This is a genomic window from Streptomyces yongxingensis, assembly GCF_055597465.1.
This window is the reverse complement of sequence record NZ_CM145717.1, coordinates 5224142-5246040: the sequence shown is the minus strand read 5'-3', so window position 1 is coordinate 5246040 and position 21899 is coordinate 5224142. Positions and strand designations below refer to the sequence as shown.

The 21899-nt window shown below is 68.3% G+C and carries 16 protein-coding genes and 3 rRNA genes; 15 read left to right on the top strand and 4 right to left on the bottom strand.

All coding sequences use genetic code 11. From position 1 onward, the window contains the following. Positions 1–220: 220 nt before the first annotated feature. From ACZ6TD_RS22375 to ACZ6TD_RS22325, 11 genes are all read left to right on the top strand, one after another. Positions 221–1747, top strand: a 16S ribosomal RNA gene (locus ACZ6TD_RS22375). A gap of 277 nt (positions 1748–2024) precedes the next feature. Further along, positions 2025–5145, top strand: a 23S ribosomal RNA gene (locus ACZ6TD_RS22370). A 90-nt stretch (positions 5146–5235) separates the two neighbouring features. Beyond that, positions 5236–5352: ribosomal RNA gene (gene rrf / locus ACZ6TD_RS22365) — 5S ribosomal RNA — on the top strand. Together the 16S, 23S and 5S rRNA genes form the textbook arrangement of a ribosomal RNA operon. Positions 5353–5428: 76 nt before the next feature. Beyond that, complete coding sequence (locus ACZ6TD_RS22360) at positions 5429–6085, top strand: HAD family hydrolase (protein WP_471356698.1); 657 nt, start codon at positions 5429–5431, stop codon at positions 6083–6085. A 24-nt stretch (positions 6086–6109) separates the two neighbouring features. Beyond that, positions 6110–7318 (top strand): MFS transporter, encoded by a 1209-nt coding sequence (locus tag ACZ6TD_RS22355; RefSeq protein ID WP_471356695.1) that lies wholly within the window; start codon positions 6110–6112, stop codon positions 7316–7318. After that, the gene (locus tag ACZ6TD_RS22350; RefSeq protein WP_471356692.1) at positions 7287–8459 is read left to right on the top strand and encodes an acetoin utilization protein AcuC; all 1173 of its coding nucleotides are present in this window, start codon (positions 7287–7289) and stop codon (positions 8457–8459) included. Before ACZ6TD_RS22355 ends, ACZ6TD_RS22350 begins: the two co-directional genes overlap by 32 nt. A 124-nt stretch (positions 8460–8583) precedes the next feature. Then, positions 8584–9399 (top strand): phosphatase, encoded by an 816-nt coding sequence (locus ACZ6TD_RS22345; RefSeq protein ID WP_471356690.1) that lies wholly within the window; start codon positions 8584–8586, stop codon positions 9397–9399. Between the two features lie 129 nt (positions 9400–9528). Further along, positions 9529–9738 (top strand): helix-turn-helix domain-containing protein, encoded by a 210-nt coding sequence (locus ACZ6TD_RS22340; RefSeq protein ID WP_014053989.1) that lies wholly within the window; start codon positions 9529–9531, stop codon positions 9736–9738. Between the two features lie 126 nt (positions 9739–9864). Continuing rightward, complete coding sequence (locus ACZ6TD_RS22335) at positions 9865–9963, top strand: 30S ribosomal protein bS22 (protein WP_003948845.1); 99 nt, start codon at positions 9865–9867, stop codon at positions 9961–9963. Between the two features lie 217 nt (positions 9964–10180). Next, positions 10181–11224 (top strand): NAD-dependent epimerase/dehydratase family protein, encoded by a 1044-nt coding sequence (locus ACZ6TD_RS22330; RefSeq protein WP_137978961.1) that lies wholly within the window; start codon positions 10181–10183, stop codon positions 11222–11224. A 14-nt stretch (positions 11225–11238) separates the two neighbouring features. Then, positions 11239–12285 (top strand): lysophospholipid acyltransferase family protein, encoded by a 1047-nt coding sequence (locus tag ACZ6TD_RS22325; protein ID WP_471356687.1) that lies wholly within the window; start codon positions 11239–11241, stop codon positions 12283–12285. Between the two features lie 219 nt (positions 12286–12504). Here the strand turns inward: ACZ6TD_RS22325 and ACZ6TD_RS22320 are convergent, their stop codons facing one another. From ACZ6TD_RS22320 to ACZ6TD_RS22305, 4 genes are all read right to left on the bottom strand, one after another. Next, positions 12505–13749, bottom strand: a complete 1245-nt coding sequence (locus ACZ6TD_RS22320) for a DUF5667 domain-containing protein (RefSeq protein ID WP_471356684.1) — start codon at positions 13747–13749, stop codon at positions 12505–12507. A 217-nt stretch (positions 13750–13966) separates the two neighbouring features. Continuing rightward, positions 13967–14773, bottom strand: a complete 807-nt coding sequence (locus ACZ6TD_RS22315; protein ID WP_086884617.1) for an ECF subfamily RNA polymerase sigma factor, BldN family — start codon at positions 14771–14773, stop codon at positions 13967–13969. A 517-nt stretch (positions 14774–15290) separates the two neighbouring features. Continuing rightward, a complete protein-coding gene (locus tag ACZ6TD_RS22310; protein ID WP_471356682.1) occupies positions 15291–16214 on the bottom strand; it encodes an HAD family hydrolase in 924 nt (307 codons plus the stop codon). Positions 16215–16331: 117 nt separating this feature from the next. Next, positions 16332–16610, bottom strand: a complete 279-nt coding sequence (locus ACZ6TD_RS22305; RefSeq protein WP_471356679.1) for a glutaredoxin family protein — start codon at positions 16608–16610, stop codon at positions 16332–16334. 350 nt (positions 16611–16960) lie between these two features. Between ACZ6TD_RS22305 and ACZ6TD_RS22300 the strand changes: the two genes are divergently transcribed. The 4 genes from ACZ6TD_RS22300 to ACZ6TD_RS22285 are packed head-to-tail and all read left to right on the top strand — an operon-like array spanning position 16961 to position 21895. Then, positions 16961–17764, top strand: a complete 804-nt coding sequence (locus ACZ6TD_RS22300; protein ID WP_121824622.1) for a redox-sensing transcriptional repressor Rex — start codon at positions 16961–16963, stop codon at positions 17762–17764. Next, complete coding sequence (locus tag ACZ6TD_RS22295) at positions 17761–19248, top strand: glutamyl-tRNA reductase (RefSeq protein ID WP_471356676.1); 1488 nt, start codon at positions 17761–17763, stop codon at positions 19246–19248. Before ACZ6TD_RS22300 ends, ACZ6TD_RS22295 begins: the two co-directional genes overlap by 4 nt. Next, a complete protein-coding gene (gene hemC / locus ACZ6TD_RS22290) occupies positions 19245–20234 on the top strand; it encodes a hydroxymethylbilane synthase (RefSeq protein WP_471356674.1) in 990 nt (329 codons plus the stop codon). The genes ACZ6TD_RS22295 and hemC overlap by 4 nt, the downstream gene beginning before the upstream one ends. Beyond that, positions 20231–21895: a bifunctional uroporphyrinogen-III C-methyltransferase/uroporphyrinogen-III synthase gene (locus ACZ6TD_RS22285; protein ID WP_471356671.1), complete on the top strand. Its 1665-nt coding sequence runs from the start codon at positions 20231–20233 to the stop codon at positions 21893–21895. The genes hemC and ACZ6TD_RS22285 overlap by 4 nt, the downstream gene beginning before the upstream one ends. Positions 21896–21899: the final 4 nt, after the last annotated feature.

Here is a 21899-nt window from a genome sequence, read left to right as displayed (position 1 = left end):
AAGCGCCCGGAGAAGCCGGTGAAACGGTTTCGAAGGAAGCGTCCGTTTCTTGAGAACTCAACAGCGTGCTAAAAGTCAACGCCAGATATGTTGATACCCCGTCCTTCTTGGACGAGGTTCCTTTGAAGAAACACAACAGCGAGGACGCTGTGGACGGTCCGGGTTATTCCTCCGGTTCCGTTCCGCTCTCGTGATGTGTTGCCGGGATAGCCCGGAAGCATTCACGGAGAGTTTGATCCTGGCTCAGGACGAACGCTGGCGGCGTGCTTAACACATGCAAGTCGAACGATGAACCGGTTTCGGCCGGGGATTAGTGGCGAACGGGTGAGTAACACGTGGGCAATCTGCCCTGCACTCTGGGACAAGCCCTGGAAACGGGGTCTAATACCGGATATGACTACCGACCGCATGGTCTGGTGGTGGAAAGCTCCGGCGGTGCAGGATGAGCCCGCGGCCTATCAGCTTGTTGGTGGGGTGATGGCCTACCAAGGCGACGACGGGTAGCCGGCCTGAGAGGGCGACCGGCCACACTGGGACTGAGACACGGCCCAGACTCCTACGGGAGGCAGCAGTGGGGAATATTGCACAATGGGCGCAAGCCTGATGCAGCGACGCCGCGTGAGGGATGACGGCCTTCGGGTTGTAAACCTCTTTCAGCAGGGAAGAAGCGCAAGTGACGGTACCTGCAGAAGAAGCGCCGGCTAACTACGTGCCAGCAGCCGCGGTAATACGTAGGGCGCAAGCGTTGTCCGGAATTATTGGGCGTAAAGAGCTCGTAGGCGGCTTGTCGCGTCGGATGTGAAAGCCCGGGGCTTAACCCCGGGTCTGCATTCGATACGGGCAGGCTAGAGTTCGGTAGGGGAGATCGGAATTCCTGGTGTAGCGGTGAAATGCGCAGATATCAGGAGGAACACCGGTGGCGAAGGCGGATCTCTGGGCCGATACTGACGCTGAGGAGCGAAAGCGTGGGGAGCGAACAGGATTAGATACCCTGGTAGTCCACGCCGTAAACGTTGGGAACTAGGTGTGGGCGACATTCCACGTTGTCCGTGCCGCAGCTAACGCATTAAGTTCCCCGCCTGGGGAGTACGGCCGCAAGGCTAAAACTCAAAGGAATTGACGGGGGCCCGCACAAGCGGCGGAGCATGTGGCTTAATTCGACGCAACGCGAAGAACCTTACCAAGGCTTGACATACACCGGAAACACTCAGAGATGGGTGCCCCCTTGTGGTCGGTGTACAGGTGGTGCATGGCTGTCGTCAGCTCGTGTCGTGAGATGTTGGGTTAAGTCCCGCAACGAGCGCAACCCTTGTTCTGTGTTGCCAGCATGCCTTTCGGGGTGATGGGGACTCACAGGAGACTGCCGGGGTCAACTCGGAGGAAGGTGGGGACGACGTCAAGTCATCATGCCCCTTATGTCTTGGGCTGCACACGTGCTACAATGGCCGGTACAATGAGCTGCGAAGCCGTGAGGTGGAGCGAATCTCAAAAAGCCGGTCTCAGTTCGGATTGGGGTCTGCAACTCGACCCCATGAAGTCGGAGTCGCTAGTAATCGCAGATCAGCATTGCTGCGGTGAATACGTTCCCGGGCCTTGTACACACCGCCCGTCACGTCACGAAAGTCGGTAACACCCGAAGCCGGTGGCCCAACCCTTGTGGAGGGAGCCGTCGAAGGTGGGACTGGCGATTGGGACGAAGTCGTAACAAGGTAGCCGTACCGGAAGGTGCGGCTGGATCACCTCCTTTCTAAGGAGCACATGGCCGACTGCAAGCAAGTGTCTTGCACGGTTGCTCATGGGTGGAACGTTGACTATTCGGCACACTTGACCTGCTCTGGTCGCTAGTACTGCTTCGGCGTGGAACGTGAGATGGAGGGTTGAGGGTGTCGGGCACGCTGTTGGGTGTCTGAGGGTACGGGCCATGGGTCTGTCCTTCGGGCCGGTCCCGGTGTACTGCACGGTGAGTGTGGGTGACGGGGTACGGGTCGTTGTTTGAGAACTGCACAGTGGACGCGAGCATCTGTGGCCAAGTTTTTAAGGGCGCACGGTGGATGCCTTGGCACCAGGAACCGATGAAGGACGTGGGAGGCCGCGATAGGCCCCGGGGAGCTGTCAACCGAGCTGTGATCCGGGGGTGTCCGAATGGGGAAACCCGGCAGTCGTCATGGGCTGTCACCCATACCTGAACACATAGGGTATGTGGAGGGAACGCGGGGAAGTGAAACATCTCAGTACCCGCAGGAAGAGAAAACAACCGTGATTCCGGGAGTAGTGGCGAGCGAAACTGGATGAGGCTAAACCGTATGTGTGTGATACCCGGCAGGGGTTGCGCATGCGGGGTTGTGGGTTCGTACTTCAGTCGTCTGCCGGCGGCTGGGTGAGTCAGAAATTGTTGATGTAGGCGAAGGGCATGCGAAAGGCCCGGCGTAGAGGGTAAGACCCCCGTAGCTGAAATGTCAGCAACTTGCTTGTGCGATACCCAAGTAGCACGGGGCCCGAGAAATCCCGTGTGAATCTGGCGGGACCACCCGCTAAGCCTAAATATTCCCTGGTGACCGATAGCGGATAGTACCGTGAGGGAATGGTGAAAAGTACCGCGGGAGCGGAGTGAAATAGTACCTGAAACCGTGTGCCTACAAGCCGTGGGAGCGTCGCCGTGTTCTTTGGAGCACGGTCGTGACTGCGTGCCTTTTGAAGAATGAGCCTGCGAGTTTGCGGTGTGTTGCGAGGTTAACCCGTGTGGGGAAGCCGTAGCGAAAGCGAGTCCGAATAGGGCGGTTTAGTAGCGCGCTCAAGACCCGAAGCGGAGTGATCTAGCCATGGGCAGGTTGAAGCGGAGGTAAGACTTCGTGGAGGACCGAACCCACCAGGGTTGAAAACCTGGGGGATGACCTGTGGTTAGGGGTGAAAGGCCAATCAAACTCCGTGATAGCTGGTTCTCCCCGAAATGCATTTAGGTGCAGCGTCGTGTGTTTCTTGCCGGAGGTAGAGCACTGGATAGGCGATGGGCCCTACCGGGTTACTGACCTTAGCCAAACTCCGAATGCCGGTAAGTGAGAGCGCGGCAGTGAGACTGTGGGGGATAAGCTCCATGGTCGAGAGGGAAACAGCCCAGAGCATCGACTAAGGCCCCTAAGCGTACGCTAAGTGGGAAAGGATGTGGAGTCGCAGAGACAACCAGGAGGTTGGCTTAGAAGCAGCCATCCTTGAAAGAGTGCGTAATAGCTCACTGGTCAAGTGATTCCGCGCCGACAATGTAGCGGGGCTCAAGCGTACCGCCGAAGTCGTGTCATTGCAGCATGACCCCTAACGGGGGCTGTGATGGGTAGGGGAGCGTCGTGTGCCGGGTGAAGCAGCCGTGTAAGCGAGTTGTGGATGGTTCACGAGTGAGAATGCAGGCATGAGTAGCGATACACACGTGAGAAACGTGTGCGCCGATTGACTAAGGGTTCCTGGGTCAAGCTGATCTGCCCAGGGTAAGTCGGGACCTAAGGCGAGGCCGACAGGCGTAGTCGATGGACAACCGGTTGATATTCCGGTACCCGCTTTGAAGCGTCAACGCTGAATCAGGCGATGCTAAGGCCGTGAAGCCGCCCTGGATCCTTCGGGTGAAGGGGAGTGGTGGAGCCGCCGGACCAGACTTGTAGTAGGTGAGTGATGGGGTGACGCAGGAAGGTAGTCCAGCCCGGGCGGTGGTTGTCCCGGGGTAAGGGTGTAGCCCGAGGGGTAGGTAAATCCGTCCCTCATTTAAGGGTGAGACCTGATGCCGAGCCGATTGTGGTGAAGTGGATGATCCTATGCTGTCGAGAAAAGCCTCTAGCGAGTTTCATGGCGGCCCGTACCCTAAACCGACTCAGGTGGTCAGGTAGAGAATACCGAGGCGTTCGGGTGAACTATGGTTAAGGAACTCGGCAAAATGCCCCCGTAACTTCGGGAGAAGGGGGGCCATTGCTGGTGATGGGATTTTCTCCTTGAGCTGGTGGTGGCCGCAGAGACCAGCGAGAAGCGACTGTTTACTAAAAACACAGGTCCGTGCGAAGCCGTAAGGCGATGTATACGGACTGACGCCTGCCCGGTGCTGGAACGTTAAGGGGACCGGTTAGTGGGGTTTCGATCCCGCGAAGCTGAGAACTTAAGCGCCAGTAAACGGCGGTGGTAACTATAACCATCCTAAGGTAGCGAAATTCCTTGTCGGGTAAGTTCCGACCTGCACGAATGGCGTAACGACTTCTCGACTGTCTCAACCATAGGCCCGGTGAAATTGCATTACGAGTAAAGATGCTCGTTTCGCGCAGCAGGACGGAAAGACCCCGGGACCTTTACTATAGCTTGATATTGGTGTTCGGTTCGGCTTGTGTAGGATAGGTGGGAGACTGTGAAGCATTGACGCCAGTTAGTGTGGAGTCGTTGTTGAAATACCACTCTGGTCGTGCTGGATGTCTAACCTGGGTCCGTGATCCGGATCAGGGACAGTGTCTGGTGGGTAGTTTAACTGGGGCGGTTGCCTCCTAAAGGGTAACGGAGGCGCCCAAAGGTTCCCTCAGCCTGGTTGGCAATCAGGTGTTGAGTGTAAGTGCACAAGGGAGCTTGACTGTGAGACCGACGGGTCGAGCAGGGACGAAAGTCGGGACTAGTGATCCGGCGGTGGCTTGTGGAAGCGCCGTCGCTCAACGGATAAAAGGTACCCCGGGGATAACAGGCTGATCTTCCCCAAGAGTCCATATCGACGGGATGGTTTGGCACCTCGATGTCGGCTCGTCGCATCCTGGGGCTGGAGTCGGTCCCAAGGGTTGGGCTGTTCGCCCATTAAAGCGGTACGCGAGCTGGGTTTAGAACGTCGTGAGACAGTTCGGTCCCTATCCGCTGTGCGCGTAGGAGTCTTGAGAAGGGCTGTCCCTAGTACGAGAGGACCGGGACGGACGAACCTCTGGTGTGCCAGTTGTTCTGCCAAGGGCATGGCTGGTTGGCTACGTTCGGGAGGGATAACCGCTGAAAGCATCTAAGCGGGAAGCCTGCTTCGAGATGAGGGCTCCCACCCACGTGATGGGTTAAGGCTCCCAGTAGACGACTGGGTTGATAGGCCAGATATGGAAGCCGGGTGACCGGTGGAGTTGACTGGTACTAATAGGCCGAGGGCTTGTCCTCAGGTGCTCGCGTCCACTGTGTTGGTTCTGAAGCAATGAACCGTTTGACCCCCATGTGTATGGGTTGGGTCCGGTGTTTGTTTCATAGTGTTTCGGTGGTCATAGCGTTAGGGAAACGCCCGGTTACATTCCGAACCCGGAAGCTAAGCCTTTCAGCGCCGATGGTACTGCAGGGGGGACCCTGTGGGAGAGTAGGACGCCGCCGAACAAATTTTACGAAAAGCCCGGTTGGGAGCTTCGGCTCTCAACCGGGCTTTTCTCATGTCTGTTTGTAGGCTGACCGCATGCGCTATGACCTGGTCATCTTCGACAACGACGGAGTGCTCGTCGACAGCGAGCCCATCTCCAACCGGCTTCTCGCCGCCTACCTCACGGAGTTGGGACACCCCACCAGCTACGAGGACTCCATACGCGACTACATGGGCTCCGCCATGCATCGCATCCACGACCTGGTCCTCGAGCGCTCGGGCCGTCGGCTTCCACCGGACTTCGACACCACCTTCCACGGCCGGGTCTTCGACGCCTTCCGCCGCGAGCTGCGGCCGGTGGCCGGTGTGGCCGAGGTTCTGGAGAAGCTGCGGGCCGACGGCGTTCCGTACTGCGTCGCCTCCTCCGGCAGCCACGAGCGCATCCGCGTCGCCCTCCGCACGACCGGGCTGTACGACCTCTTCGGCGAGGACCACATCTTCAGCTCCGAGGACGTGGGCCGGGGCAAGCCCGCCCCGGATCTGTTCCTGCACGCGGCCGAGCGCATGGGTGTGGCGCCCGAGCGCTGTGCCGTCGTCGAGGACAGCCCGCTCGGGGTCCAGGCCGCCCTGACCGCCGGGATGGATGTGTACGGCTACACGGCCATGACACCCGCCGCCAAACTCTCCACGGCCCGGGGCCTCTTCACGCGGATGGCCGAACTGCGAGAACTGCTCACCTCTACCCACAAGTAGTCCGGGGCCGTACGCTCCACGGCCATGACGGATTCGCGCCCGAGCCGCCGGCTCCGGCAAGGTCGGGCCTCATTGGCCATCAGCTTCTTCGTCCAGGGCGCGATCTTCGCTCTGCTGGTGACGCGCATACCCGCGCTCCAGGACCGGTACGGGATATCCGATGGGCTGCTGCCCCTCTTCCTGGCCGCCGTGCCGATCCTCGCCGGGGTGGGCAGCGTCGGCACCGAGCACCTCGTCAAGCGGATGCGCCCGGGGCTGGTCCTCCGCGCGGTGCAGCCCATCGTCTCCCTCGCCCTGCTGTCCGCCGGATCGGGGACGACGGTGTGGCAGCTCGCGCTGGCACTCGCCGTGTTCGGGCTGACGGTCGGGGCGCTCGACGCGTCGATGAACATGCTCGGGGTGAGCCTCCAGCGCGCGTACGGGCGCAGCATCATGCTCGGCTTCCACGGCGCGTACAGCCTGGGCGGGATCGCCGGGGCCTCGCTCGCCTGGGCGGGGGCGCACTGGGACCTGCCGCTGCCCACGCTCTACGCGCCGCTGGTGGCCGTTCTGGTGCCCGTCGCGCTGATCGCCGGCCGCTGGTACGTCGACCACCAGGGCGCCGAGCCGACCGAACTGGCGAAGGACGAGACCACCGTGAGCATGCGGGCGCTGCTGCCGCTCTGTCTCGTCATGGCCTTCGCCTACATCGGCGACTCCACCGTCTCCAACTGGAGCGCCAAGTACCTGGAGGACGTGCTGCACAGCTCCGAGCAGCTTGCCACGGTCCCGTACAACGTCTATATGGTCACCACCCTCCTCGGCCGCTCCTTCGGCGACCTCGGGGTGCGGCGGTTCGGCGCGGTCACCGTGGTCCGGGCCGGGGCGCTGCTCGCGGGCGGCGGCTTCGCGGTGGTCGCGACGGCGCCCGGCGCCTGGGTGGGGATGGCCGGGTTCACGCTGCTGGGGCTCGGGTTGTGCGTGCTGGTGCCGCAGACCTTCGCGGCCGCGGGGCGGCTCTTCCCCGGGGCGTCCGACGCCGCCGTCGCACGCCTCAACATCTTCAACTACGTGGGCTTCCTCATCGGCTCCCCGCTCGTCGGCGCGCTGGGCGGGGCGTGGAACTACCGTGCGGCGATGCTGGTGCCGATGGCGCTCGTGCTGATGACGATCCGGTACGCGAGGTCGTTCAGCCCTGTACCAGCCGGATACGGTGACGGGCATGAGCGGCCGCGCACAGTTGATGTGGGATGAGGAAGTAACCGGATACGACTTCGGCGCCGGGCATCCGATGGACCCGGTGCGGTTGGCGCTGACCATGCGGTTGGTGCAGGCGTACGGGCTGGACCGGGCGGTCCGGGTGGTGGCCGCCAAGGCGGCCGGGGAGTCGACGCTGCGCCTGGTCCACGGGCAGGAGTACATCGAGGCGGTACGCCGCGCCTCGGCCGCCCCGGAGGCGGCGGACGGCTCGTACGGCCTCGGGACGATCGACGATCCGGCCTTCGCGGGGATGCACGAGGCGTCCGCGCTGATCGCCGGGCAGTCGGTGGGCGCGGCCGAGGACGTCTGGCGCGGGGAGGCGCTGCACGCGGTGAACTTCGCGGGCGGGCTGCACCACGCGATGCCCCGGGGCGCGTCCGGGTTCTGCATCTACAACGACGCGGCGCTGGCGATCGCGCGGCTGCTGGAGCTGGGGGCGGAGCGGGTCGCGTACGTGGATGTGGACGTCCACCACGGGGACGGGGTGCAGGCGGCCTTCTGGGACGATCCCCGGGTGCTGACGATCTCGCTGCACGAGCACCCGCGGACGCTGTTCCCGCAGACCGGCTGGCCGGAGGAGGCGGGCGGGGAGGGCGCCGGGGGATCGGCGGTCAATCTGGCGCTGCCGGCCGGGACCTCGGACGCGGGCTGGCTGCGGGCCTTCCACGCGGTGGTGCCGGAGCTGCTGGCGGCCTTCCGCCCGCAGGTGCTGGTGACCCAGCACGGCGCGGACACCCATGTCGAGGACCCGCTGGCCCACTTGGCGGTGACCGTCGACGCGCAGCGGGCGGTCGCCGAGAGCTGTCACCGGCTGGCGCACGAGCACGCGGACGGGCGCTGGGTCGCGCTCGGGGGCGGCGGCTACGCGGTGGTGGACGTGGTGCCGCGGTCCTGGACGCATCTGGTCGCGATCGCGGCGGGGCGGCCGGTGGAGGCCACCGCGCCGGTGCCGGAGGAGTGGCGGCAGGAGGTGTACCGGCGGACCCGGATGGACGCGCCGCGGCGGATGACGGACGGGCGGGAGCCGGACTGGCAGGACTTCCACGAGGCCGGGTACGACCCCGCGGACCGGCTGGACCAGGCGATCCTGGCGACGCGCCGGGCGGTCTTCCCGCACCACGGGCTGCTGCCGTAAACCCGTTGGCCAGGGGTGAAGCTCCTGCCACGCGGTGGACACCCCGTGGCGGCCGTTACGCCAACCGTGGGGTCTGCCCGCGTATCCGGGCGGCCGAGGGGGTGGGTCCGCCAGCATCGGTGGCGTGTTGAGTACCGGGGCGCTGCGCGCGCATCTGCTGGCGGCGCGGCTCGCCGGGCCCGTGGCGACGAGCCGGGAGGAGAGCCTGCGCCGCTATCGGCTTTTCGCGGCCCGGGACCCCCGGGTGCTGCTCGGGTTGGAGCCCGAATACGACTGGTCCTTTATGGAATTGCTCTGCCTGATGGGCGAGAAATGCGGGGTTTCGGTCGACCCGGCCAACGTTTCGGGGCCGGATGTGATCGATCCGGAGCTGACGATCGCCGCGCTGGACGCCTTCGCGGACCGGCTGCGCGGTGCCGCCCGGGACCGGCTCCCGGTGCTCCTCGGCACCGGCCATCCCCACCGTCTCCTCGGCTTCTACGCCGCGTTGGCGTCGGCGCTCTCGGCGGCGGGCTGCCGTGTCCTCACTCCCGCGCAGGGTAGATGTATCGACATAACGACGCGGTTCGGCGTACGTACCCACCGGCTCGCCTACGTACGAGGTGTCGCGATGGTGCGGGCGCCCGGCGCTCGGCCGGCCGCCAGTGAGCCGGGCGCCCACACCCATTCGCCGCTCCCGGTTCGGGTCGCCCTCGGCCGTGCCGCGGAGTCCGGCGGGCCCCTGCCGGGGCTCGTCATCGGGGACCACGGATGGGTCTGCGGAGCAGGTCAGCTGGGCTTTGAGGCCATCGGGTTAGGGGACACGGACGATCCCGCGCTGTTCGTCGGGGAGGCCGAGGGGCGGGTGTCCGTCGCCGTTCCGCTTGATGACGGTGTGCGGTCTGGTTACTACCGGCCGATTACTCGCTATGTACTCAATCGAGCGTGTCTGTCACAGTAGGCGTCCGATCGCTACTCCTCTTCCCCACTTGCATCACCCGCCCCTAATCTGGGGTGGAGCGCGCATGCGACCAGGAGTCACCGGAGGGGAAGCCGGTGCCCGACATGTGCGGAAGGTTCAGGTGTTGTCATGGCTGCTGGCGAACGGCCTCTGAACGAGGTTCAGTTTCTGACCGTGGCGGAAGTCGCCTCGGTGATGCGAGTGTCCAAGATGACCGTGTACCGCTTGGTGCACAGTGGTCATCTGCCGGCGATCCGGGTGGGCAGGTCTTTCCGGGTCCCAGAGCAAGCGGTTCATGAATACCTCCGCGAATCGTATGTGGGGGTGGAGTCCGCCTAGGCCGTTTCCGGGCCTGGAGGGCCCTCGGATTACGTGGTTCGCTCGGCGCCGGGTAGGCTGGCCCGATGTAGGTCGTGTGGGCTCGGACGCCCCGCACCGAGTGAATCGAAGTGAGCGAGGGTAGTCGTGGGCTCTGTAATCAAGAAGCGGCGCAAGCGGATGGCCAAGAAGAAGCACCGCAAGCTGCTCAAGCGCACGCGCGTCCAGCGTCGCAACAAGAAGTAAGCAAGCGACGCTGTGTTCGTCCCGCAGCCCTTCCACCGCCGGTGGGAGGGCTGCGGTGCGTGGCCGGCACCGGCCTGAAGCCACGTTCGCCCCTTTGGCCCCGGCTTAAAACGTCGCACCGCGCGGCGAGTGGTCATCACAGCGCAAGATCGAGCGGTTACGGTGTTCGGCACGGCACAGCCCAGCTCGGACGAGGGTGGGAAGGAAGGCGCTGATCTTGGGAAAGGTCGTGCTCGTCACCGGAGTCGCTCGCCGGCTGGGAGGCCGTTTCGTCCGGCGCATACAGCGCGAACCCGATGTGGAGCGGGTGATCGGCGTGGACGCCGTACCGCCCGAACACCACCTCGGCGGCGCCGACTTCGTCCGGGCCGATATCCGTCATCCCACGATCGGGAAACTGCTCGCCGAATACGGCGTCCACACCGTCGTCCACATGGATATCAACGGCACTCCGCTGGGCGCCCGCGGCAACCGCGCCTCGGTCAAGGAGACCAATGTCATCGGCACCATGCAGCTGCTCGGCGCCTGCCAGAAGGCCCCGTCGGTGCAGCGGCTGGTGGTGAAGTCCAGCACCAATGTGTACGGCTCCGCGCCCCGCGACCCCGCCGTCTTCAGCGAGACCACCCCGCCCAAATCCCTGCCCAGCGGCGGCTTCGCCAAGGACACCGTCGAGGTCGAGGGATATGTCCGCGGGTTCGCCCGGCGCCGCCCCGATGTCGCGGTGTGCGTGCTGCGCTTCGCCAACATCCTGGGGCCGTGCGCGGACTCCCCGCTCGCCGAGTACTTCGCGCTGCCCGTGCTGCCCACCGTCATCGGCTACGACCCGCGGCTGCAGTTCGTCCATGAGAAGGACGCCATCGAGGTGCTGCGGATCGCGGCCTCCGAGCCACGCCGGTCCACGCTCAACAGCGGCACGTTCAACATCGCCGGAGACGGGGTGCTGCTCCTCTCCCAGGCCGCCCGGCGGCTCGGCCGCCCGACCCTGCCGCTGCTGCTGCCCACCCTGCGCTGGGCCCGCACCGCACTGCGGTCCCTCGGCATCACCGACTTCTCGCCCGAGCAGATCCGGCTGCTCACCCACGGCCGGGTCGTGGCCACCACCCAGATGCGCGAGACCCTGGGATTCGAACCCGAGCACACCACCGCCGGCGCCCTCGCGGACTATGCGCACAGCCGCGGCCCCGGGCTGCTCCCGCCCGAGACCCTCGCCCGTACCATCGACCGGCTCGCCGCGCTGCTGCCCGCCGGCGCCCAGCCTTAAGGAGCGCAACCACCATGGCGGACGCCAAGGTCATTCCGTTCGGCGAGGAACCCCGGTCGTCCCGGAGGAAGGTCCCCCGGCTGGGCCGCGGCGGCCGCTCCCAGGGCTCGCTCAAGCCCGTACCGCAGCAGCGCGACGAGGCGCTCGAGCAGCGCCCCCAGACGGCGGCCGCGGCCGTGCCGCCCCTGCCGCCCGACCCGCCCAAGCCCGCCCCGGGCAGCGGCGACTGGGAGCGCAAGCTGGCCCACGGGCTGAGCTTTCTGCGCCGCCGGATCACCGGGGACTACGAGGTCGACGACTTCGGCTACGACCAGGATCTGACCGAGCAGGTCCTGATGTCCCTGCTCCGCCCGCTGTCCGACAAGTACTTCCGGGTCGAGGTGAAGGGGATCGAGAACATCCCCGACAGCGGCGGCGCGCTCGTCGTCGCGAACCACTCCGGGGTGCTGCCGCTGGACGGGCTGATGCTCCAGGTCGCCGTGCACGACAACCACCCGGCCAAGCGCCACCTGCGGCTGCTCGCGGCCGATCTGGTCTTCGTGCTGCCGGTCATCAACGAGCTGGCCCGCAAGGCCGGGCACACCCTCGCCTGCGCCGAGGACGCCCAGCTGCTGCTGGAGCGCGGCGAGGTGGTCGGGGTGATGCCGGAGGGCTTCAAGGGGATCGGCAAGCCGTTCTCCGAGCGGTACAAGCTCCAGCGCTTCGGGCGGGGCGGCTTCGTCTCGACGGCGCTGCGCGCGGGGGCGCCGATCGTGCCGTGCTCGATCGTGGGTGCGGAGGAGATCTACCCGATGGTGGGGAACGCGAAGACCGTGGCCCGGCTGCTCGGCATTCCGTACTTCCCGATCACGCCGACCTTCCCGCTGCTCGGGCCGCTGGGCGCGGTGCCGCTGCCGACGAAGTGGACCATCCAGTTCGGCGAGCCCATCCCCACCGACGGGCATCCGCCGGAGGCGGCGGACGACCCGATGCTGATGTTCAATCTGACCGACCAGGTACGAGAAACGATCCAGCACACGCTTTATAAGTTGCTGGTCCAGCGGAGGTCGGTGTTCTTCTGAGGGTTGCCCGGCCGGGGCGGGGAGGGCGGCGCGGCCACCCAGCCCGACGGACGGAGTTCGGCGCAGCCGGTCGAAGCTGGGGAGGCCCTCCAGGGCCGAGCCATGCGAGGGTGGCCGGGAGAGGGGCTAGGTGCTGGTCCAGCGGAGGTCGGTGTTCTTCTGAGTTCGGGCCGCTGACAGGCGGTCCGGGGGTGGGCGGTGTGCCCACCCCCGGCTTTTTCACCTCGTGTCGTCGCCGTCGATGCTCAGGCCCGGCAGCAGGTCCGGGAGCAGCGGGGGGATGGTGATGTCCGGCTGGGACGGCTTGCTGCCCGGGTCGCCCTTGCCCGTGGACGGGCTGGGGCTCGATCCGCCGCCGAGCGGCGGGTCCAGCAGATCGCCGGCCCCGCCCACCAGGCCGCCGCTCTGGTCGTGGGCGCTGGCCGAGGACGACGGGTGCGGGCGGGGTGCCGTCTTCTCGTCGGTGCGGCTGCCGCTCGGGGTGGCCGAGGCGGACGCCGGACGGTCGTCCGGGTCCGTCCCGCCCGCGCGCTGCGGCGCGTGGCCGGTCTGCGGGCCGGACTGGGCCTGCTGCTCCTTCTTCGTGGGCAGCAATGCCCGCAGCGGACCGACCTCTTGGTCTATGGCGTCGAAGACCGAGCTCACCTCGTCGCCGACGTCCATGAGCTGGACCGGCAACTGGTCGCGCAGCCGGCTCCAGCCGTCGCGGTGGGCCTGGGAGAAGGTGGACAGCTGCTGGATCGGGCCGAGCGAGCCGTCGCGCTCGTAGACCTGGTGCAGCAGCCGGTGGCCCTCGGAGGCGTCATGGCGCATCCCGGCCAGGACCCGGCGGATCTCGCCCAGCGAGTCATGGTCCAGATCGCCGGTGCGGGCCCGCTCCATCAGGCGGCGCGCCTCGCTCATCCGCGTGGACGCCTGGTCCAGATAGATCCGGCCCCGGTCGGCGTCGCCGTCCGCCATCTCCAGCTTGAGGTCTTCCATACCGCGCTTGAACCCGTAGAGGGTGTCGCCCGGCAGTGCGTTCGAGCTGGCGGCGGCGACGCCGCCGAACGCGCCCGCCGCCACGCCGACCGTGAGCCCCCCGGCCGCGAGCCCCTTGGACCAGCGGGAACGGGGGCGGAATCTTGCCCCCGGGGGTTTGGCCCGGTGGGCGCCACCGGGGCGGCGGCGCTGCTCGGGCACGCGCGGCGCCCCCTCGGCGAAGGCCGCCTCCATGGCGGCGAGCAGCTGCGCCCGCTGGGTGGCGCGGACCTCCGGGTCCAATGTCGGTGCCGGCAGCTCGCCCAGCCCGCTCGCCAGGGCCAGCAGCCGTCTCCGCTCGGCGCTCTCCGCCGATGGGGAACCTGGCTGTTGCTGCGGCGTCTCGTCCCGGGCGGCCTGGTGGTTGCTCTCCAGGGCCTCCAGGGCCTCCAGGGCCTTGGCGAAGGCGTTCGCCCGCCGGTGTGCCGATACGTTCGCGATCACAGGCGGCACCTCCTCTCGTCGTGACGGTCGACTCCCCAGGACACCCGAGGGTTCCGTGCCATGCGCGCATCCACCCGATCGAGTGAGTGGATCACGGGCAGGGTACGACCACAAGGCGCCTGCATCCCCCACAACGAGCGGCGCAGCACCCGGGTTACGCCCTCCCCGAGGGCCCTCCCGACGGGCGGACGGTCCGTGGCCGGGAGGCTACGGACGGTCAGCGGGCGTCGTCCGGAAGGAGCCGGGCCAGGGTGCGGACGGCCCGGTACTGAAGCGTTTTGATCGCGCCCTCGTTCTTCCCCATGACCCGGGCGGTCTCGGCGACCGAGAGGCCCTGGAGGAAGCGGAGCGTCACGCACTCCTGCTGCTGCGGGTTGAGTTTTCGCACCGCCTGGAGCAGGGCGGCGTTGGACAGCGATTCGAGGACGGAGTCCTCGGGGCTGCGCTCGACCTCGTTGGCGTCCAGCATCTCGCCGGTGGTGACCTCCAGCCGGAAGCGGCTGGACTTGAAGTGGTCGGCGACGAGGTTGCGGGCGATGGTCACCAGCCAGGCGCCGAAGTCGCGGCCCTGCCAGGTGAAGGTGCCGATGCGGCGCAGGGCGCGCAGGAACGTCTCGCTGGTGAGGTCCTCGGCCGTGGCCCGGCCGCCCACGCGGTAGTAGATGTAGCGGTAGACCGTGTCGGCGTACTGGTCGTAGAGCCTGCCGAACGCCTCGGCCTCCCCGGACTGGGCGCGCTCGACGAGGTCCATCATGCGGCGGCTGTCGCTGTCGGCGCCGGGGCGCCGGGCGGTGGGGGTGGAGCCGCGGGAACGTCTGCCGACCGCGGCGCCGCCGTCCGCCAGGGCGTAGCACGGACCGGCCTGGCCGGGGCGGTCGACCGTGCCGACGGCTGGGCTGACGGGCTGTGGGGTGGCGAGGGCGGGGACGGCATACGCGGTGGGGACGAAGCCGCGCAGACAGTCGAGGACCGTTGCGCGCAGCGTAGCCAGGCCCGAGGCGTCAACCCCGACGTGTGGGTACACGGGACTCCCAGAGGCAGAGCTTCCATCACGTGCAGTACGGGACCGTCACCCGCCGTAGGGACGCGTGGGTACCGGTTTGCGTCTAAGGAGAATAACGCTTCGTACAGGCGGCACTACACCCCGTTGCTCAAATCATCGTTTCCGTTCGCTCTGTTATGAATTGATGACGCATCAAGTATCGAACGTGTACCGCCAATTGACCGGAACCGTTCGCGGGTTGTGCGATTGTGTGGCGTGTTGTGACAAAGCGGCGGTAAGGGGACTGGCGGGGGCGCTGTGGGGTAGGAAGCACGGAATGACCGAAACAGGGCGGGCGCGTTCGGTTGGTGACGCTGTGTATCGAGGGGTACGTCGTCACGGAGCGCGATCGGCGGTCAGCCTTGACCGTCCTCGGTCACAGTCGTGCGCAGGCGGTCAGCACCGCCCGAACGGGGCACTCCGGAAGGGGCTCAGCGGGAGGTCAGGCAGGGGATCAGGGGTGACGCCAGGGGCCGGAGCGGGCCTCGGTCGCCGGTGGTCAGCGGCGCCGGCGGTGCAGGGCCACGGCGGCCGCCGTGCCGCCCGCCACCGCGCCCACCCCGGCCGCCGCCGGGATGCCGATCTTGGCCGCTTTCCGTCCGGTGCGGTAGTCGCGCAGCCGCCAGCCCTGCTCACGGGCGTGCCTGCGCAGCCGGGTGTCCGGATTCACCGCGTACGGATGGCCCACGATCGACAGCATCGGGATGTCGTTGGCGGAGTCGCTGTAGGCCGCGCAGCGGGCCAGGTCCAGCCCCTCGGCCGTCGCCAGCGCCCGTACGGCCTCGGCCTTGGCCGGGCCGTGCAGCGGCTCGCCGACCAGCCGGCCGGTGTAGATGCCGCCCACCGACTCGGCCACCGTGCCCAGCGCCCCGGTCAGCCCCAGCCGCCGGGCGATGATCGTCGCGGTCTCGACCGGCGCGGCGGTCACCAGCCAGACCCGCTGCCCGGCGTCCAGATGGGCCTGGGCGAGGGCGCGGGTACCGGGCCAGATGCGGTCGGCCATGTACTCGTCGTAGATCTCCTCGCCGATCGACATCAGCTCGGAGACCCGGTGGCCCTTGACGATGGACAGGGCGCTGCTGCGCACGTCCTCCATGTGCGCCGGATCCTCGACCCCGGCCATCCGGAACCAGGTCTGCTGCCAGGCGAAGCGGGCGAGCTCGCGCTTGCGGAAGAAGTGCCGCTTGTAGAGGCCGCGGCCGAAGTGGAAGAGGGCGGCGCCCTGCATGACCGTGTTGTCCAGGTCGAAGAAGGCAGCGGCCCGCTCGTCCCCGACGACGGGGAACTCCGGTTCGGCGGGGGGCTGCGGTGCGGGGGTTTCGGCCGATGACTTGCGCGCGGCCTCGGCCGATGCCTCTCCGGCGAGGACACTCCGCTCGGTGGCGGGTCGTCGACGTCGGGTGAACCATCCCAGTGCGGCCATGGAGGGAGCATAGCCAGCGCTCCGGCGCATCCCGTTTACGCCCGGGTGTCGGGCCGATTCAGGTTGGGCGAAAGGGAGGCGCGCGAGGGTGGGGCGGGCCCGGTGCGGGGGCCGGGATCAGCCGCCGAGCGCGGCGCGCAGCCGCTGGGGGTTCACCCGCCAGAAGTCGTGCTGCTCGCCGTCGATCAGCACCACCGGGATCTGCTCCCAGTAGGCGCGGTACAGCTCCTCGTCCTGGGTGATGTCCTTCTTCTCCCAGGGGGTGCCCAGCTCGCCGCAGACCTCCTCGACCACGGCCTCGGCGTCCTCGCACAGATGGCAGTCGGGCTTGCCGATCAGCGTGACCGTGCGCTCGGTGGGCTTCTTGCGCGGGGCGCGGCGCAGCAACGGACTCATGCCCCTCATTGTGCCCGCCCGCGCGGGCGGGCCCCTCGTGACGAGTTCGGAAGTGGGCTCTCGGTCGATTACGATCGTGGGCGTTTTGTTGCTGTCCGGGGGTAAAAGGTGAGGAGTGAGGGCCTGTGCTCCCGTCGGCGGCCCATTGGGGCGAGCGTGCCCGCGGGGAACGGTGCGATGCAGGTAGTGGTTCCGCGGCTGGCTCGATAAGGCGCGTGACACCGGTCACTTTGCTCGGACAAAGCGGACACCATCTTTGTGCACGCGTTCACAAAGACATAGCCTGCTGTCGATGGGGCGGTCATGAAACACCCGGCCGCCCGCAGCCTCGCTCTACCCGCAGGAGCACCGTGGCAACTGGCCGAACTCACCGACCGGCGACCCGCAGCCGAGGGATCCCCGAGGCCACCGTCGCCCGGCTACCGCTGTATCTGCGTGCGCTGACCGCTCTCTCCGAGCGTTCGGTGCCCACGGTGTCCTCGGAGGAGCTGGCCACCGCGGCCGGCGTCAATTCGGCCAAGCTGCGCAAGGACTTCTCCTATCTCGGTTCGTACGGCACCCGCGGTGTCGGCTACGACGTGGAGTACCTCGTCTACCAGATCTCGCGGGAGCTCGGGCTCACCCAGGACTGGCCGGTTGTGATCGTCGGTATCGGTAACCTCGGCGCCGCGCTCGCCAACTACGGCGGCTTCGCCTCCCGTGGCTTCCGGGTCGCCGCGCTGATCGACGCCGACCCCGCGATGGCCGGGAAGCCGGTCGCGGGCATCCCGGTGCAGCACACCGACGAGCTCGAGAAGATCATCACGGACAACGGCGTCTCGATCGGCGTCATCGCCACCCCGGCGGGCGCGGCCCAGCAGGTCTGCGACCGGCTCGTCGCGGCCGGGATCACCTCGATCCTCAACTTCGCGCCCACCGTGCTGTCCGTTCCGGACGGGGTGGACGTGCGCAAGGTCGATCTCTCGATCGAGCTCCAGATCCTCGCCTTCCACGAGCAGCGCAAGGCGGGCGAGGAGGTCGCCGCCCCCGAGGAGGCCGCGGGGGCGGTTCCACCGCCGCCCGTGGCCCCCCATCGCGCGCCCTCGGGCGCCCCCGGCGCCGACAGCGGCCGGCAAGGACCTGACGGGGACGTGCCCGCCGTGATGCCGGCATGAGTCTCCTGGTCGTCGGACTGAGTCACCGCAGCGCGCCCGTGAGCGTGCTGGAGCGCGCCGCCCTGGTGGGGGACGAGCCGGCGAAGCTGGTGCAGGACACCCTCGCCGCCGAGCCCGCCACCGAGGCCGCGGTGCTGGCCACCTGCAACCGCATCGAGCTCTACGCCGACGTGGACAAGTTCCACGCCGGGGTCGCCGAGCTGTCCACGCTGCTCGCCCAGCACACCGGCGTCGGACTGGACGAGCTCACCCCGTACCTCTACGTCCACTACGAGGACCGGGCCGTCCACCACCTGTTCTCGGTGGCCTGCGGGCTGGACTCGATGGTCGTGGGCGAGGGCCAGATCCTCGGCCAGATCAAGGACGCGCTGGCGCTCGGACAGGAGCTGCACACCGCCGGCCGGCTGCTGAACGATCTCTTCCAGCAGGCGCTGCGGGTCGGCAAGCGGGCCCACAGCGAGACCGGGATCGACCGGGCGGGCCAGTCGCTGGTCACCTTCGGCCTGGAGCAGCTGGCGCAGGGCGCGCCGGTGGCGGAGTGGGCCCGGGGCAGGCGCGCCCTGGTGATCGGCGCCGGTTCGATGTCCTCGCTGGCCGCGGCGACGCTCGCGCGCGCCGGTGTATCAGAACTGGTGATCGCCAACAGGACGTTGGAGCGGGCGCTGCGCCTGGCCGAGTCCCTGGCCCAGCAGCACGCCGCCACCCCGGTCGCGATCCCCCCCGCCGGTGAGGACACCTCCGCCGGTGCGGAAACGTTGCGCGAGGGCCTGGTGGCCCGCGCCGTGCCGCGGGACCGGGTCTCCGCCGAGCTGCCGCACGCCGACATCGTGGTGTCCTGTACGGGCGCGACCGGCCTGGTCCTGACCGCCGCCGAGCTGCGCACCGCGCTCGCCCAGCGCGCCGCCTGCCCGCCCGGGGCGCACCCCGCCGGGGCGGACGTCTCGCTGCTGGACCTGGCGATGCCGCGCGACATAGACGCGGCGGCGCACCGGATCGAGGGGCTGCACCTGGTCGACATCGAGTCCCTCGCCGAGGCGGCCGCCGAGCCGTCCGGCGCGCCGGGATCGTCCGCCGGGGCGATGGCCGCCGACGTGGACAAGGTGCGGGCCATCGTCTCCGAGGAGGTCGCCGCCTTCGGGGCGGCCCAGCGGGCCGCGCACATCACCCCGACGGTGGTCGCGCTGCGTACCATGGCGGCGGACGTCGTCGCCAGTGAGATCGCCCGACTCGACGGGCGACTTCCCGATCTGGACGACAAGCAGCGGGCCGAGATCACGCAGACCGTGCGCCGGGTCGTCGACAAGCTGCTGCACGCGCCCACCGTGCGGGTCAAGCAGCTCGCCAGCACTCCGGGAGGCGCCGGTTACGCGGACGCGCTGCGGGAGCTCTTCGACCTCGATCCGCAGGCGGTCGCCGCCGTCAGCCGCGCCGACGGCTCGGCCCGCACCGCCGAACCGAACGATCCGAAGGGAGGCCGGGCATGAACGCCACCCCCTCACCCGCCGCCTCCGGCGGCGCTCCGCCGCTGCGCCTGGGCACCCGCCGCAGCGCGCTCGCCATGGCCCAGTCCGGTCTGGTCGCGGACCTGGTCCGCGAGGTCACCGGGCGCCCCGTCGAGCTCGTCGAGATCACCACGTACGGCGACACCTCGCGCGAGCACCTCGCCCAGATCGGCGGCGCCGGCGTCTTCGTCTCGGCGCTGCGCGAGGCGCTGCTCAGGGGCGAGATCGACCTGGCCGTGCACTCGCTGAAGGACCTTCCCACCGCGGAGCCGGAGGGGCTGACGCTGGCCGCGGTCCCGCGCCGCGAGGACCCGCGCGACGCGCTGATCGCCCGGGACGGGCTCACCTTCGCCCAGCTTCCGCCGGGGGCCCGGATAGGCACCGGATCCCCGCGCCGCGCGGCCCAGCTCAACGCGTGGGCCCGCTCCTTCGGCCTCGACATCGAGACCGTGCCGATACGCGGCAACGTCGACACCCGCATCGGCTACGTCCGCTCGGGACGGCTGGACGCCGTGGTGCTCGCCGCCGCCGGTCTGATCCGTCTGGGACGGATCGGCGAGGCGACCGAGCCGCTCGATGTCGACCATGTTTTGCCCGCCCCCGGCCAGGGGGCCCTGGCGGTGGAGTGTGCCGCGTCCAGCGTGGCGCTCGCTGCCCGGCTCGCCGAGATCGACGACCCGTCCACACGGGTCGCCGTGACCGCCGAGCGATCCCTGCTCGCCGCCCTGGAGGCCGGCTGCAGCGCACCCGTGGGGGCGCTGGCCGACCTGTTGGGCGACGGTCAGGCTGTCACCGAAATGCGCCTGCGCGGCGTCGTCGGCACGCTCGACGGCACGACGCTGGTGCAGCTGTCCACCACCGGTCCCGTACCCGCATCGCCCAGTGAGGCCGCGGACCTCGGTCGCGTACTCGCCGCCGAGATGCTCGCCAAGGGTGCGGCCGGTCTTATGGGGGAGCGAGCACTTTGAACCCCAACGCCCCGAATCACCCCGGCTGCGGACACGTCACCTTCCTCGGTGCGGGCCCCGGAGATCCGGGCCTGCTGACCTTGCGCGCCGTGGAGGCACTCGCCTCCGCGGACGTGTTGATCGCCGACCCTCAAGTGCTCGACGTGGTGCGCCAGCACGTCAGGCCGGGCGTGGCCGCGGACGCTCAGGGCACACCGCGGCAGGCGGACGCCGATGGGTCGTCAGGCACCGCCACCGTCCCGGTACTCAGGGACAGCGCCAATCTTGTCATGACGGCCGCGCGCGGCGGCAAGCGGGTCGTGCGCGCGGTCGCGGGCGACCCCGGCCTCGACGGATACGCCGCCGACGAGATGCTCGCCTGCGCCGCCGAGGGCATCGTCTTCGAGGTGGTGCCCGGTGTGGCCGCCGCGGTGGGCGTGCCCGCCTACGCGGGGGTGCCGCTGCGGGACGCCCACAGCGCGGATGTGCGCTTCGTGGACGCCCTGAGCGCCGACGAGCGCTGCTGGAGCGAGATCGGCTCGTCCGACGCGACCGCCGTGGTCTCCGCGACCCTGGAGACGGTGGCCGCCGCCGCGGGCGAGCTGGTGGCCGCGGGCCGCAAGCCGGACACCCCGCTCACCGTCACCGTCGCCGGCACCACCACCCGCCAGCGGACCTGGACCGCGACGCTGGGGACCATCGCCCAGGTGCTGAAGGCGGCCAAGGTGCTGCCGTCGCCGCAGGGCGCCCAGCCGGTGATAGCCGTGGTCGGCGAGCAGAGCGCGGCCGGCCGGCGCGATCAGCTGTCATGGTTCGAATCCAAGCCGCTGTTCGGCTGGAAGGTCCTGGTCCCGCGCACCAAGGAGCAGGCCGCCTCGCTCTCCGATCAGCTGCGCGGCTACGGCGCGGTGCCCAGTGAGGTGCCGACCATCGCCGTGGAGCCGCCGCGCACCCCGCAGCAGATGGAGCGCGCGGTCAAGGGCCTGGTCACCGGGCGCTATGAGTGGATCGCCTTCACCTCGGTCAACGCGGTCAAGGCGGTGCGCGAGAAGTTCGAGGAGTACGGGCTCGACGCCCGCGCGTTCGCCGGGATCAAGGTCGCGGCGGTGGGCGAGCAGACCGCGAAGTCGCTGATCGAATTCGGGGTGAAGCCGGATCTGGTGCCCAGCGGTGAGCAGTCCGCGGCCGGGCTGCTGGAGGACTGGCCGCCGTACGACCCGGTGTTCGACCCGATCGACCGGGTGTTCCTGCCGCGCGCCGACATCGCCACCGAGACCCTGGTCGCCGGGCTGATCGAGCTGGGCTGGGAGGTCGACGACGTGACCGCGTACCGCACCGTGCGCGCCTCGCCGCCGCCGGCCGAGACCCGTGAGGCCATCAAGGGCGGCGGGTTCGACGCGGTGCTCTTCACCTCGTCGTCCACCGTGCGGAACCTCGTCGGCATCGCGGGCAAGCCGCACAATGTCACTGTCATCGCCTGTATCGGCCCGGCCACCGCGAAGACCGCGGAGGAGCACGGGCTGCGGGTGGATGTGCTGTCGCCCGAGCCCTCGGTGCTCAAGCTGGCCGAGGCGCTCGCGGACTTCGGGGCGGCGCGGCGGCAGGCCGCGATCGAGGCCGGGGAGCCGGTCACCCGCCCGAGCGAGCGACGGCCCGGTTCCCGAAGGAGGGCACGCTCTTGAGCAT

What these genes read in the sequence shown, in the direction of transcription:
- hemC (WP_471356674.1), top strand. Translation starts at nt 19,245, where the DNA reads ATGAACGCCACCCCCTCACCCGCCGCCTCCGGCGGCGCTCCGCCGCTG.
- ACZ6TD_RS22325 (WP_471356687.1), top strand. Translation starts at nt 11,239, where the DNA reads ATGGCGGACGCCAAGGTCATTCCGTTCGGCGAGGAACCCCGGTCGTCC.
- ACZ6TD_RS22360 (WP_471356698.1), top strand. Translation starts at nt 5,429, where the DNA reads ATGCGCTATGACCTGGTCATCTTCGACAACGACGGAGTGCTCGTCGAC.
- ACZ6TD_RS22350 (WP_471356692.1), top strand. Translation starts at nt 7,287, where the DNA reads ATGAGCGGCCGCGCACAGTTGATGTGGGATGAGGAAGTAACCGGATAC.
- ACZ6TD_RS22305 (WP_471356679.1), bottom strand. Translation starts at nt 16,610, where the DNA reads ATGAGTCCGTTGCTGCGCCGCGCCCCGCGCAAGAAGCCCACCGAGCGC.
- ACZ6TD_RS22340 (WP_014053989.1), top strand. Translation starts at nt 9,529, where the DNA reads ATGGCTGCTGGCGAACGGCCTCTGAACGAGGTTCAGTTTCTGACCGTG.
- ACZ6TD_RS22295 (WP_471356676.1), top strand. Translation starts at nt 17,761, where the DNA reads ATGAGTCTCCTGGTCGTCGGACTGAGTCACCGCAGCGCGCCCGTGAGC.
- ACZ6TD_RS22310 (WP_471356682.1), bottom strand. Translation starts at nt 16,214, where the DNA reads ATGGCCGCACTGGGATGGTTCACCCGACGTCGACGACCCGCCACCGAG.
- ACZ6TD_RS22355 (WP_471356695.1), top strand. Translation starts at nt 6,110, where the DNA reads ATGACGGATTCGCGCCCGAGCCGCCGGCTCCGGCAAGGTCGGGCCTCA.